The 12,837-nt window shown below is 47.6% G+C and carries 12 protein-coding genes, 1 pseudogene and 2 other annotated features; of the genes and pseudogenes, 12 read left to right on the top strand and 1 reads right to left on the bottom strand.

Features of this window, described 5'->3' with window-relative positions; all coding sequences use genetic code 11:
* Positions 1–151: 151 nt before the first annotated feature.
* Positions 152–706: pseudogene (locus RBB45_RS26435) on the top strand (methyl-accepting chemotaxis protein); the annotation flags it as partial.
* A 75-nt stretch (positions 707–781) separates the two neighbouring features.
* Here RBB45_RS26435 and bcbE read toward each other — a convergent pair.
* The gene (gene bcbE / locus RBB45_RS20110) at positions 782–2,053 is read right to left on the bottom strand and encodes a bacillibactin exporter BcbE (protein ID WP_148949231.1); all 1,272 of its coding nucleotides are present in this window, start codon (positions 2,051–2,053) and stop codon (positions 782–784) included.
* Between the two features lie 168 nt (positions 2,054–2,221).
* Between bcbE and RBB45_RS20105 the strand changes: the two genes are divergently transcribed.
* The 11 genes from RBB45_RS20105 to RBB45_RS20055 all read left to right on the top strand — a co-directional run bounded on the left by RBB45_RS20105 (position 2,222) and on the right by RBB45_RS20055 (position 12,680).
* Positions 2,222–2,866 (top strand): MOSC domain-containing protein, encoded by a 645-nt coding sequence (locus tag RBB45_RS20105; protein ID WP_253617323.1) that lies wholly within the window; start codon positions 2,222–2,224, stop codon positions 2,864–2,866.
* Between the two features lie 61 nt (positions 2,867–2,927).
* Positions 2,928–3,175 (top strand) — a binding site (T-box leader).
* Positions 3,176–3,217: 42 nt separating this feature from the next.
* Positions 3,218–3,465: a binding site (T-box leader), on the top strand.
* 73 nt (positions 3,466–3,538) lie between these two features.
* Positions 3,539–4,942: an anthranilate synthase component I gene (gene trpE / locus RBB45_RS20100; RefSeq protein ID WP_094768951.1), complete on the top strand. Its 1,404-nt coding sequence runs from the start codon at positions 3,539–3,541 to the stop codon at positions 4,940–4,942.
* Complete coding sequence (locus tag RBB45_RS20095; RefSeq protein ID WP_009795575.1) at positions 4,926–5,537, top strand: anthranilate synthase component II; 612 nt, start codon at positions 4,926–4,928, stop codon at positions 5,535–5,537. Before trpE ends, RBB45_RS20095 begins: the two co-directional genes overlap by 17 nt.
* A complete protein-coding gene (trpD, locus tag RBB45_RS20090; RefSeq protein WP_253617322.1) occupies positions 5,509–6,534 on the top strand; it encodes an anthranilate phosphoribosyltransferase in 1,026 nt (341 codons plus the stop codon). The genes RBB45_RS20095 and trpD overlap by 29 nt, the downstream gene beginning before the upstream one ends.
* Position 6,535: 1 nt before the next feature.
* On the top strand, positions 6,536–7,324 hold the full coding sequence (gene trpC / locus RBB45_RS20085) for an indole-3-glycerol phosphate synthase TrpC (protein ID WP_101548354.1): 789 nt from the start codon (positions 6,536–6,538) through the stop codon (positions 7,322–7,324).
* Positions 7,321–7,950: a phosphoribosylanthranilate isomerase gene (locus RBB45_RS20080; protein WP_224950787.1), complete on the top strand. Its 630-nt coding sequence runs from the start codon at positions 7,321–7,323 to the stop codon at positions 7,948–7,950. Before trpC ends, RBB45_RS20080 begins: the two co-directional genes overlap by 4 nt.
* Complete coding sequence (gene trpB, locus RBB45_RS20075) at positions 7,947–9,155, top strand: tryptophan synthase subunit beta (protein ID WP_009795579.1); 1,209 nt, start codon at positions 7,947–7,949, stop codon at positions 9,153–9,155. The genes RBB45_RS20080 and trpB overlap by 4 nt, the downstream gene beginning before the upstream one ends.
* The gene (gene trpA / locus RBB45_RS20070) at positions 9,148–9,936 is read left to right on the top strand and encodes a tryptophan synthase subunit alpha (protein WP_148949233.1); all 789 of its coding nucleotides are present in this window, start codon (positions 9,148–9,150) and stop codon (positions 9,934–9,936) included. The genes trpB and trpA overlap by 8 nt, the downstream gene beginning before the upstream one ends.
* 203 nt (positions 9,937–10,139) lie before the next feature.
* The gene (locus RBB45_RS20065; protein ID WP_009795581.1) at positions 10,140–10,928 is read left to right on the top strand and encodes an ABC transporter ATP-binding protein; all 789 of its coding nucleotides are present in this window, start codon (positions 10,140–10,142) and stop codon (positions 10,926–10,928) included.
* Positions 10,912–11,673: an ABC transporter permease gene (locus RBB45_RS20060; protein ID WP_094768947.1), complete on the top strand. Its 762-nt coding sequence runs from the start codon at positions 10,912–10,914 to the stop codon at positions 11,671–11,673. Before RBB45_RS20065 ends, RBB45_RS20060 begins: the two co-directional genes overlap by 17 nt.
* A gap of 11 nt (positions 11,674–11,684) precedes the next feature.
* On the top strand, positions 11,685–12,680 hold the full coding sequence (locus RBB45_RS20055; RefSeq protein WP_009795583.1) for an aliphatic sulfonate ABC transporter substrate-binding protein: 996 nt from the start codon (positions 11,685–11,687) through the stop codon (positions 12,678–12,680).
* Positions 12,681–12,837: the final 157 nt, after the last annotated feature.

Genomic DNA, 12,837 nt, shown 5'->3' with positions numbered 1-12,837 from the left:
GGCATCAGGCATCATGGAAGCCTCTTCAACTGCTTCGGCTGAAATGACGCTGCAGGGTAAAGAAAAGATGGACAGGCTCTATGAAAAAATGAACAGGATTGGAATGATGGTTGAAACGACCAATTCTGTCATGGCGAAGGTCAATGAGGAAAACAAACAGATTGAGGGCATTGTCAAACTGATTGCCGGCATTGCAGATCAAACCAATCTATTATCACTGAACGCCGCAATTGAAGCAGCCCGGGCAGGCGAGCATGGCAAGGGGTTTGCCGTTGTGGCCGAGGAGGTCAGAAAGCTTGCCCAGCAGGCTCATGATGCTTCCGGCCGGATAACAGGGATTCTGGAAGGGATTCAAGGCACATTCAAGGAGGCAGCGGAGCTGATCGGGAACGGTATGGCAGAGGTCTCTGATGGAAGGCAGTCAGCGGAAGAGGCGGAGAACCTGTTCTCATCTATCCAGGAACAGTCTTCTGCTGTCTTGGGACAGGCGGAATATCTAAGGTCACTCAATGAGCAGCTCCAGGAGGCTGCAGCCAGCGTCCGGGAAGAAATGACTGCTGTTGCAGCCATCACCGAGCAGTCGGCAGCTTCCGTTGAAGAAGTGCTGGCAAGCGCAGAAGTGCAGGAACAGCGGGTAATGGGAATTGTTGAAAACATCCGCGAGCTGAACGAAATGACAGGAAGCCTGGAGAAAGCGATAAAATGACTTAAAGCCCGGCTATTTTGCCGGGCTTTTGGTTTGCCGATTCATTCTTTTCCGGAAGACCCGCTGTATGCTCCCCTACCCCTTTTTATCCGGCTTTATGGCAAACAGGACTGCCAGTGCAGCGAGAATGGAAACTCCGCATAATATATAAAACAAGAGCTGATCTGACTGCTTAACGATGATTGCGACAGCTGGCGGGCCTGCTGCTACGCCGATGAACCTCATCGAGCTGTACAGTGAGCTGATCGTCCCTCTTTCTTCCTTCTCAATGCCCTCAGTGATCAGGGCATCCAGGCAGGGCAGGCTGACACCGATTCCGATTCCCCCTACAGCAAACATGGCCATGAGAAACCAGAGATTGGTTGAGAATCCAAGGATTCCGACTGAGGCAGCCAGCAGGATGCTGCCGGAAAAAGTAATCCACTTCATCAGCGACTTATTCTCTTTGATCAGCTTTCCGGTAATATAGGACGATAAACATAGGGCGCCTAATGGAATGGCAAGAAACAGCCCTTTTTTCACATCTTTGATATCATACTGCTTTTCAAGGATATCAGAGAGGTGAAACAGCACTCCGAATAATACGAACATTAATATGATGCCTGCCACAAAAATGGCATAAAGCCATTTGCCATTATTTTTGAAGATTTCCTTGATTTTTTTGAAAAAAGCTTTAAAGGGAATAGGCTCTGTCCGCTTCTCAGGTGTTTTTACCAGCAAGACCATCAGAAGGATAGAGATGGCACAAAATACCGGAAAAGCAAAAAAAGGCAAAAACCATAGGAAACCTGCCAAAAAGGCGCCAAGAATCGGGCTTAATACCTTGCCAAAGGTGTTTGAAGTTTCTATCACTCCAAGAGAACTGCTGACTTCTTCCTCGTTCTTGAACATATCCCCCACCAAAGGCATGACAATAGGCGCCCCTCCAGCTGCGCCAATCCCCTGCAGTGATCTTCCAATAAGGATAAGCCAGTAGGGATCAGCCATCTTCCAGGATGCCCAGCCGGATATAAGACCGCCGACAGCAGCAATCAGGAGACTGGGAATGATAACCTTTTTCCTTCCGATATGGTCTGAAAGGTATCCGGCAAGCGGTATCAGAATAATGGCCACAATGCTGTACACCGTAATGATCATACTGGACTGGAAGGAAGAAATGCCAAGCTCCCGCTCCATGACAGGCAGAACTGGAATAAGCATGGAATTCCCCAGTGTCATAACTAGAGGGATTGAGGAAATAGAAAGGACAGCCCATTTTTGATTATGCGTGTCATTATTCTTCTGGCTTTTCTTTTCCTTTGCTTTTTTCTTGGATTTCTTTAAAACGACTTTCTCCACATGCTCCATTTGAAAACCTGCCTCCTGTGTTGATACTATTACTATTAGCAAACAGGCTGACTTCTTTCCCTGCTATTTTTTGGCAAAGAGAAGGGTTGGAACATTCCGCCAAAAGAGATAGAATAGGGAATAATGCCAGCGGGCAGACTAATTGGGTTCATGGAGGGGAAAAAAGCAATGAAAGGCCGGATTATTGAATTCAGCATAGGCAAACCAAAGCAATTTGACTGGAAAGGAAAAAAAGAAACTTCTGCAATAGGGAAAACTCCACTGGAGGAAGCCAGACTGGCGCCAGAGGGTTTTGCCGGCGACGGTGTCGCCAATCCTGATTTCCATGGCGGCCCTGACAGGGCAGTATGTTTGTATCCTTACGAGCATTACAGCATGTGGGAAAAAGAATTTGGAAAAGTATTTCAGCCCCCGGCATTCGGAGAGAATATCTGTGCAGAAAATATGAAGGAAGAAGATGTTTTCATCGGGGATATTTTCACACTGGGCGATGCGGTCATCCAAATCACCCAGGGGCGGGTGCCGTGCTCGACCATCTCTAAGTTCAATGAAGCAGATAAGCTGCTGGCAAGAATCGTGGAGACAGGATTTACAGGATATTTTTTCAGGGTGATCGAACCAGGCGTTGTCCGGAAAGATTCACCAATGATCCTTCTTGAACGGAAGCAGGAGGATATTTCGGTCTTGGAGGGAAATGAAATCTTTTTCCGGGGGCGGAAAGATGCCAAAGCAATGGAGAAGATGCTCAGTATAGAGGCGCTGGCGGATGTCTGGAAAACGAAGCTCCAAAAGGCTTTGTATAATATTACATAAATTTATATAAAAAATGATTTGACAAACGGATATATCCGATTTATCATAATAATCAATATATCGCACGGCAATGACGAAGAGTAGTAACTTTTGCAGATGCTTTAGAGAGCTGATGAATGGTGGGAATCAGTGCAGATGCAATCGTGAATGGACTTCCGAGCCTCCAAACCGAACCCTTTTGAGCAGTAGGCTTTGGCGAACAGTCTCATCGTTACAAGAGACAGATGGCAGGAATATTGTCCTGCTGTCTGTAAAGTGAGCTGATTGATCAGCTAATGAAGGTGGCACCACGGGTTTCTCGTCCTTTTTATAAGGATGAGGGACCCTTTTTGTGTTATACAAATAAGAATATAAAAATCGCTGAACAAGAGGAGTAGCAGAGCATTCGTTCGTTACAGAGAGCCGGGTGTGGTGGAAGCCGGCACGAACAGCATTGTGAATGGACTTGTGAGAGGCATCCTGAAAAAAGTAGGGATGCACGGGATTCCGCCGTTATCAGGATAGGGTCTGCAGGGCTGAAAGTCTTGCGCACCCGAAAAGAGAGAGCATTTCTTGCTCTAACCAGAGGTGGCACCGCGGTCCGGAATATCGTCCTCTATATGCACAATACCTGTGCGTATAGGGGACTTTTTTTATAGGAGCCGAGCCGAGAAAAGCATAGGAGGAAAAATAATGAGCAGAGCAGAGGCAGTACCAGGCATTCTGATTGAAGAACTGGAAGGTGATATACTGACGCCCATCAGCATTTATCAGCGGATCAGCGGGGAAAAAAAATTCCTGCTTGAAAGTTCGCTGAAGCATGAGCGCTCAGGAAGATATTCGTTTATCGGTGCAGATCCTGTATTTGAATTAAAGGGGAATGGCGGCAAAAGCATTCTGATCAAGGGAGGAGAAGAAACCGAATTGGAGGAGCCTGCCCTTGAAATGGTAAAAAAACTGCTTCCTGAAATACCCATGCATGCACCCTTTCCCCTAGCAGGAGGAGCGGTGGGCTATGTCGGGTACGACAGCATCAGGCAGTATGAGGATATCGGAAGTATCCCAAAAGATGAATTGGGAGTTCCGGATGTGCATCTGATGTTCTTTGAAATCATGGCTGTCTATGACCATGCTGAACAGAAAGTTTACCTGATCGGCACCTCTCTGACACCCGATACGACAGAAGAGAGCCTAAGGCACAGGATTGCCGGACGGAGAAAGGAAATAGAAGAAGGCTCTGCCGGTCCTTCTGACAGCGGTATAAAGATATCAAGGTACTCGGCTTCAGAAACGAAAGAGTCTTTTGTTGAAAAGGTAAAGAAAGCCAAAGAGTATATCATCCAGGGAGATATCTTCCAGGTGGTGCTTTCACAGCGTATGCAGGCAGACATTGAAGGAGATCCGTTCTCGTTCTACCGCAGGCTCCGTATTCAGAATCCTTCACCATATATGTATTTTCTGAATTTTGGTGAATATGCAGTCGCCGGTGCATCTCCGGAAAGCCTGATCAAGGCAGATTCTGACAAAGTAACCACGAACCCCATTGCCGGAACAAGGCCTAGGGGAAAGGACGAGGAAGAAGATGAAAGGCTGTCAGCCGACCTTTTGAACGATGAAAAAGAGCTTGCCGAGCACCGGATGCTCCTGGACCTTGGCAGAAATGACCTTGGCAGGGTTTGCGAATTCGGTTCAGTAAAGATAGAGAAATACATGCAAGCCGAGAAATTCAGGCATGTCATCCATTTGGTTTCTGAGGTATCCGGAAAGCTGAAGCCGGATTATTCACCCGCAGATTCACTTGCTGCCTGCCTGCCGGCAGGGACAGTATCAGGCGCACCGAAAATAAGGGCGATGGAAATTATTAATGAACTGGAGGAATACAAGCGGGGTGTTTATTCAGGGGCGATCGGCTATTTTTCTGCGGGAGGCAGTATGGACTTCGCGCTTGCGATCCGCACCATGCTGATAAAGGGGAATAAGGCCTACATCCAGGCTGGGGCAGGCATCGTACATGACTCGGTGCCCGAAAAAGAGTATGAAGAAACCATTCATAAATTAAGGGCATTTTTGGAGGATCAAGATGATTTTATTAATTGATAACTACGATTCATTTACGTATAACCTGTATCAGTATTTGGGAGAGCTTGGCGAAGAAATAAAGGTTGTCCGGAACGACAAGATCAGCCTTGATGAAATAGGCAGCATGAAACCTGAAGCCATTGTATTGTCTCCGGGTCCCGGCCGGCCGGAAAACGCAGGCATTTGCATAAATCTGATCCAGGAATTCTGCAGCAGAATCCCGATCCTCGGGATTTGCCTGGGACATCAGGCCATTGGCCAGGCATTCGGTGCCAGTATCGAGAAGGCTTCCAGAATTATGCATGGAAAAACATCAAAGCTTAAGCATACCGGCTCTTATTTGTTTCAATACATGGAGCAGCCCATCGATATCATGAGATATCACTCACTTGTCATCCAGACCGGAACGCTTCCGGCACAATTCAAGGTGCTGGCGAGATCGATGGATGATCAGGAAATCATGGCCATCAAACATGAAGACTACCCGCTCTTCGGCCTTCAGTTTCACCCGGAATCAGTCGGGACGATAAACGGAAAAAGGATGCTGGCAAACTTTTTATCGGAAATCAGGAAGGAGAATAGCTATGAGGCACATACTGGAACGCTTATCTGAACGGACGGAACTGACGGAATCAGAGATGATGGAGGCGATGGCCCACCTGCTGTCCGAAGAGGTGACAGACAGTGAAATTGCGGCTTTCCTGGTCGGGCTGAAAACAAAGGGAGAAACGGTTGCTGAAATCGCAGCGCTGGTGAAAGGCTTAAGGGGCAGAAGCCTTAGGTTTGAAAAGAAAATTCCCGGAGCCCTGGACAATTGCGGGACTGGCGGGGATGGATCAAAAAGCTTCAATATCAGCTCAACCAGTGCATTTGTCATCGCAGGAGCGGGAATCCCTGTTGCCAAGCATGGAAACAGGAGCGTGTCCAGTAAGACTGGGAGCGCTGATGTCCTGGAGCACTTGGGGATCAACCTGAACCTGGCGCCGGAGCGTCTTGAAGAAATCCTCCAGGAAATTGGCATTGCCTTTCTTTATGCACCGCATGTTCATCCTCAGATCAAAAGGATCATGAAGGTAAGGAAGGATTTAAGGATTCCGACGATTTTCAACCTGATTGGGCCTCTCACCAATCCGATGGAGCTTGATTCACAGCTTCTGGGGATCTACAGAAGGGATTTGCTTTCCATGTTTGCAGAGGTACTCAATGAACTGGGGCGTAAAAGAGCGGTTGTATTGAACGGTGCCGGATACATGGACGAAGCTTCCCTCCAGGGAGAGAACCATTTGGCTATCCTTGACAACGGGAAGATTACACAGCAAATCCTCCGGCCTGAAGAGACTGGGCTTGGCATATATAGTAATGAAGAAATACGTGGCGGAGATTCAAAGGAAAATGCGGAAATCCTGCGGAAGGTGCTCAGCGGCGAAAAAGGGGCATATCGTGATACTGTCCTGCTGAACAGCGGGATTGGCATTTTCGCCGGCGGAAAAGCGGATACCATCCAGGAGGGAATCAAGCTTGCTGCAGTAAGCATTGACAGCGGTGCTGCACTGGAGAAGCTTGAACTCCTGGTTAACGCCGGCAGCAAGTTCAAACAAGAGGTGATATAAGATGGCGACCATTTTAGATAAAATTATCGAAGAAAAAAAACGGGAAGTTGCAAGGCTGAAAGCTTTTGGGCTGCCTGAGATCCCTGAAACACCAAAACGGTCTTTCATTTCCAGACTTGAAGCAGCCGAACATTTGAGCATCATTGCCGAATTCAAGCGGGCTTCGCCTTCAAAAGGCGATATTAGCATGGATGCATCACCGGCCGAACAGGCTGCCAAATATGTTGAATATGGTGCCGATGCTATTTCCGTATTAACTGACACGTCCTTTTTTAAAGGAAGTTTTGAGGACCTGGCAGCAGTCAGAGGCGCTGTCGATGTCCCGATTCTCTGCAAGGATTTTATGATTGATAATATTCAAATTGCCAAAGCAAAAAGTGCAGGGGCCGATATCATTCTGTTGATCGCGGCAGCGCTTGGGGAAGGGCAGATGAATGAGCTGTACCAGTATGCTTCCAGTTTGGATCTTGAGGTACTGGTAGAGGTTCACAATGAGGGGGAAGCAGAAAGAGCGATAGCAGCAGGCAGCAGGCTGATAGGGGTTAACAACCGTGATTTGCGGACATTTAATGTAAATCTCTCTGTTACAGAAAGCCTCGCTCCGGCAATTAGAGAATCAGGTGCATTTCTGATCAGCGAAAGCGGCATGAAAACGGTCGAGGATGCTAAAAGAGCAGTCTCTGCAGGGGCAGGAGGCATCCTTGTCGGGGAAACCTTCATGAAAGCCTCTGATCTTGAATCATCGCTCAGCGGCATGAAGCTTCCTTTAAAGGAGGTGCGGATCCCATGAAGGTGAAAATCTGCGGCATCACTGATCTGGAGAACGGTCTTTATGCAGCCAAAAGCGGTGCCGATGCATTAGGATTTGTTTTTGCCGAAAGCAGGCGCCGCATCGCGCCTGAGGAAGCGGCCGAAATAATAGCAAAGCTTCCCGGCGGGCCCCTGAAGATTGGCGTCTTTGTTAATGAATCCAAAGAAATAATTGAAAAAACGGCGGAAATTGCCGGATTGGATATGGTCCAGCTTCATGGTGATGAGACTCCGGAATTCTGTGCAGGCATCAATCTGCCAGTCATTAAAGCCCTGAGTGTGCAAGGCGAGGAAGATCTTGCCCGGATTGCGGAATATCCTTGTGATTATATCCTCCTGGACAGCCCAAAGGGAAAATACAGGGGCGGGAACGGAATCGCCTTTGACTGGAGTATTCTTGAAGGCAGGGATTTTGGCGGTAAAAAAGTAATCCTTGCAGGCGGTTTGAATCCAGAAAATGCAAGAGAAGCAATCCGTAAGGCAGCGCCTTTTATGGCTGATGTCAGCAGCGGCGTGGAAAAGGACGGAAAAAAAGATCCCGCCCTGATTGCGGAATTTATAGCAGAAGCAAAAAATGCGCTCAAAAATGAGGAGGAAGCAAAATGACAGCAGTCTATACGATGCCAGATGAAAAAGGGCATTTCGGCATATACGGTGGAAGATATGTGCCCGAAACACTTATGCAGGCAGTTACAGAACTGGAGGAAGAATATAAAAAGGCCCTCCAGGATGAAAGCTTTACAAAGGAACTGAACAGTCTTCTGAAAGACTATGTTGGCCGGGAAACGCCGCTTTATTTTGCCGAAAACCTGACGAAGCATGCAGGAGGGGCTAAGATTTTCCTGAAAAGGGAGGATTTAAACCATACCGGCGCTCATAAAATCAATAATACGATCGGCCAGGCTTTATTGGCAGTCCGCATGGGGAAGAAGAAAATCGTTGCAGAAACTGGGGCAGGGCAGCATGGCGTAGCCACTGCAACCGTCTGTGCCCTGCTGAATCTTGAATGCGTCATTTATATGGGGGAAGAGGATATCAGAAGGCAGGCACTGAATGTATTCAGGATGGAACTACTGGGAGCGAAGGTCGTCGGTGTCAGCTCAGGCAGCAGCACATTGAAAGACGCAGTCAATGAAGCGCTGCGCTACTGGGTAGCCAATGTATCAGACACACACTATATACTCGGCTCTGTAATGGGGCCTCATCCATTCCCGATGATTGTTAGGGACTTCCAAAGCGTGATTGGGGCTGAAACGAAGCAGCAGTATCTTGAAAAAGAAGGAAAGCTCCCGGATGCGGTTGTAGCCTGCATCGGAGGGGGAAGCAATTCCATGGGGATGTTTTATCCTTTCATAAAAGACAAGAGTGTCCGCATGTATGGTGTGGAAGCAGCAGGCCTTGGGGTAGATACCGGAAACCATGCGGCATCATTGACTAAAGGAAAACCTGGTGTGCTCCACGGAGCCCTTATGTATCTGCTGCAGGATGAGGACGGCCAGATCCAGGAAGCACATTCCATCTCGGCAGGCCTCGATTATCCGGGAGTAGGACCTGAGCACAGCTATCTTAAGGATACTGGCAGGGCAGTCTATGAATCTATCACAGATGAGGAAGCTCTTGAAGCGCTTAAGCTGCTGTGCAGGCTAGAAGGAATCATTCCGGCACTCGAAAGCGCCCATGCTGTAGCTTTTGCCTTAAAGCTTGCAGGGACGATGAATAATAGTGAAGGAATTGCCGTCTGCCTGTCAGGGCGGGGGGACAAGGACGTAGAAACGGTGAAAGCCAGATTAGGAGGGAAGAAGGATGAATAGAATTGAAAAAGTGTTCCGCCTTTTGAAAGAAAGAGAGGAAAAGGCCTTTATCCCTTATATTATGGCAGGAGATGGCGGGCTTGCCACACTGGGGGACAAAATCACGTTTCTTGAAAAATGCGGTGCCACAGCTGTAGAAGTGGGCATTCCCTTTTCGGACCCGGTAGCGGACGGCCCGGTCATCGAAAAGGCGGGAATCCGCTCGCTGAAAGAAGGGACTACGCTTAAAACAGTCCTTGAAACCTTGAAAACGATCAGGCCGATCGTCCATATCCCTATCATTATCATGACTTATGTAAATCCTGTCATGGCTTATGGAATCGAACGGTTTACAATGGAAGCAAGCAAGGCTGGTGTAGACGGCCTGATCCTTCCAGATCTCCCTCCTGAAGAAGAAGATCTGATTGCACCCCATGCAGAAAGGGACGGCCTTGAAATCATCAGGCTTGCTACATTGACAAGCCCGATTGAGCGGATACAGCAAATTTCGGAAAAGGGGAATGGCTTTTTATATGCGGTCACAGTCAAAGGGACAACGGGTGCAAGGAGAGATTTTTCCGGAGAGCTTCAGGAGCATTTGCAAAAGGTAAAGAGTGTAAGCAGGCTGCCCGTGCTCGCTGGATTCGGCATCTCGACCCCCGAACATGTCAAGGCTATGAATCAAATCTGCGACGGTGTGATCGTCGGAAGCAAAATCGTCCAGCTTTTTGAAGAAAATAATCTTGAAGAAATCGAGAAGCTCATTAAAGCTTCCAAAAAGGAAAATGCCTTTCAGCCATAATGAAAAGCCTCTCCCGATTAAGGGGGAGGCTTATTTTTTTCCATTCTCCAGCTGCTGAAATACTCTGCCATGCTTGGTTTATGCCGTTAATTTATTATGGGTTTTAAATTTATTCTGAAAGCTTGACATGCCCGGTGAATACATTATAATTACATACTATATCCGAGTATTATAATAAGATTTCTTAGAATAGGTGGTTTTCTGTGTTTATTGATGTTCAATCTGTAAATAAACAGTATTTTGATAAAAACGGCATGGCCGCAGATGTGCTGAAGGATATAAACCTGAGCATTGAAAAAGGCCAGTTTATATCGATCCTCGGTCCTTCCGGCTGCGGTAAATCAACACTTCTGAATATTGTGGCAGGCCTTACCTCAGCGACGAGCGGCAGTGTCCTGATCGATCAGCAGAAGGTGACAAAGCCGGGCAGGGACAGGGGGATGGTTTTCCAGCAGGCCGCATTATTTCCATGGCTGAATGTACTGGAAAATGTGACATTCCCGTTGAAAAAGGAAATGTCAAAGAGTGCGGCTAAGGAGACAGCACTCAGATATCTGCAGATGGTTCAGCTCGGCAAATATCCCGGCCATTATCCGCATGAACTGTCCGGCGGCATGCAGCAAAGGGTCTCAATTGCGCGGGCCCTGGCCATGAATCCTGAGATCCTGCTCATGGATGAACCCTTTGGGGCCCTAGATGAACAAACAAGATCAAGGCTTCACCAGCAGCTTGAAAAGATCTGGATGGAGACAAAGAAAACGATTCTCTTTGTGACCCACAGCATCTCCGAATCTATTAAGCTCTCTGACCGCATCATAGTGATGGGCACCAAGCCGGGAACGATCCTCCAGGACATCACGGTGGATCTCCCCCGGCCAAGAGACCAATATAAAAAGGAAATGCTTGAAATAGAAGATCATATTATGAGCTATCTAAAAAAGGAAATCGATAAAGTCGTAAGCGAGGAATTAGCCAATGAAACCAGCAATTAAACGAATCATCTTCTTTGCAATCGTCATTGGCTTATGGGAGCTGGGCTCAAGGATGGGCCTGTGGCTGCCGACCATCCTTCCATCGCCGACTGATGTGTTCCAATCACTCGTGACAGGAATCAGTGATAAAACACTTCTTTATGATCTTGCGGCCAGCTTCAGGAGACTGCTTATTGGCCTTGGCATCAGTCTAGTGCTGGGCTCGGCCCTCGGGATTCTGCTTGCCAAATCAAAGACGGCCGATGAAACACTGGGCACCGTCATCCTTGCGCTCCAAAGCGTACCGAGCATCGTCTGGCTGCCGCTTGCGATCATGTGGTTCGGCTTAAATGAAGTGTCTGTCATCTTTGTTGTCATTCTTGGCGGCACTTTTGTCATGACCCTGAATATGAGGGTCGGAATCAAGAATGTTTCACCATTGTTCATTCGTGCGGCACAGACAATGGGCTCCTCAGGGATCGACTTGTTCACAAGGGTCATCTTCCCAGCCTCAATCCCATATGTCGTGACAGGGGCAAGGCTTGCATGGGCATTCGCATGGCGTGCATTGATGGCAGGGGAACTGCTCAGCACGGGTCCGGGACTCGGGTATACGCTGAGATATGCTTCTGATTTCGGGGACATGAGCCTTGTAATCGCCGTCATGATTATTATCGGGGTCATTGGTTCCATTGTGGACCAGCTGATTTTCCAGCGTATTGAAAAATCGGTACTTGAAAGATGGGGACTTGAAAATAACAAATAGGGGGAAATAAAATGAAAAAGAAAGCCTTTATCTTCATGGCGTCATTATTGACAGCTGCTGGGATCCTCTCAGGCTGCGGATCCTCAGAAAACAGCTCGGGCTCTAAAGAAAAAATCGTTATCGGCTACTTCCCGAATATCAACCATGTGCCTGCGATGGTTGCAAAGGACCAGGGCTTCTTCCAGAAGCGCCTTGGAGATGGAACAACGATCGAATATAAGACTTTTGCGGATGGTGGCCAGTTTATGACTGCGCTCAAAACAGGTGATTTGGATGCCGGTCTGGTCGGTCCCGGACCTGCGATGAATAATTATTCTACTGGAGCAGATGTTAAGCTGATTGCCGGAGCTTCTACAGGCGGCACAGTTGTTCTGGCAAGTAAAGACAGCGGCATCAAGACAGCAGCTGATTTTGCGGGGAAAACGTATATTACGCCTGCAGTCGGATGTACACATGATGTTCAATACGAAACTTACCTGGAAGAGTCCGGCATCACATCCGAAAGGATCGGCGGAACAATGAAACACCTGACTGGAAATCCGGCACAATATGCCAATATGCTGAAATCCGGCAAGATTGATGTAGCGGTTGCTCCTGAACCATGGGCTGCAGTAATTGAAGAAGAAACCGATGCTAATGTTGTCATAGGCTGGGATGAAGTTGCTTTCGGGGAAACCCTGCCGGCGTCTGTCATGGTAACATCAGGAAAAGCAATTGAAGATAATCCTGAAGTTATCCAAAAGATTGTCGAAGCCCACAAGGATGCTGTGAAATATATTACAGAGAATCCAGAGCAGGCAAAGGAAATCACAATCAAGGATATTAAAGAGGTTACTGGCCAGGAGCTGGAAAAGTCAGTTGTAGACAAAGCCTGGGAACGCATTGGCTTTACTTATGAAGTGGATGAGGATACAGTCCAGGCATTTGCAGACTCTTCTTATGCATTAAAGTTCCTGAAAGAGAAACCTGATTTCTCGAACTTTATTGATAAGGAATTTATCAACTAAGAAAAGCTGAGGGAGATTATCGAGCGCCAAGGACGCGACTTGGATATCGACGAAGTATGCTTGAAACCCGGAAAAATATTTACCGATAAAAGGAGCATCAGGCTTTCGGGCCTGATGCTTTTTTATCGGAATTTTCTTGCTATTCCTGCAGATTTTA

It is taken from the genome of Bacillus sp. MMSF_3328 (assembly GCF_030733525.1).
GTDB lineage: Bacteria > Bacillota > Bacilli > Bacillales > Cytobacillaceae > Bacillus_AB > Bacillus_AB infantis.
This window is presented reverse-complemented; position numbering and strand designations above follow the sequence as displayed.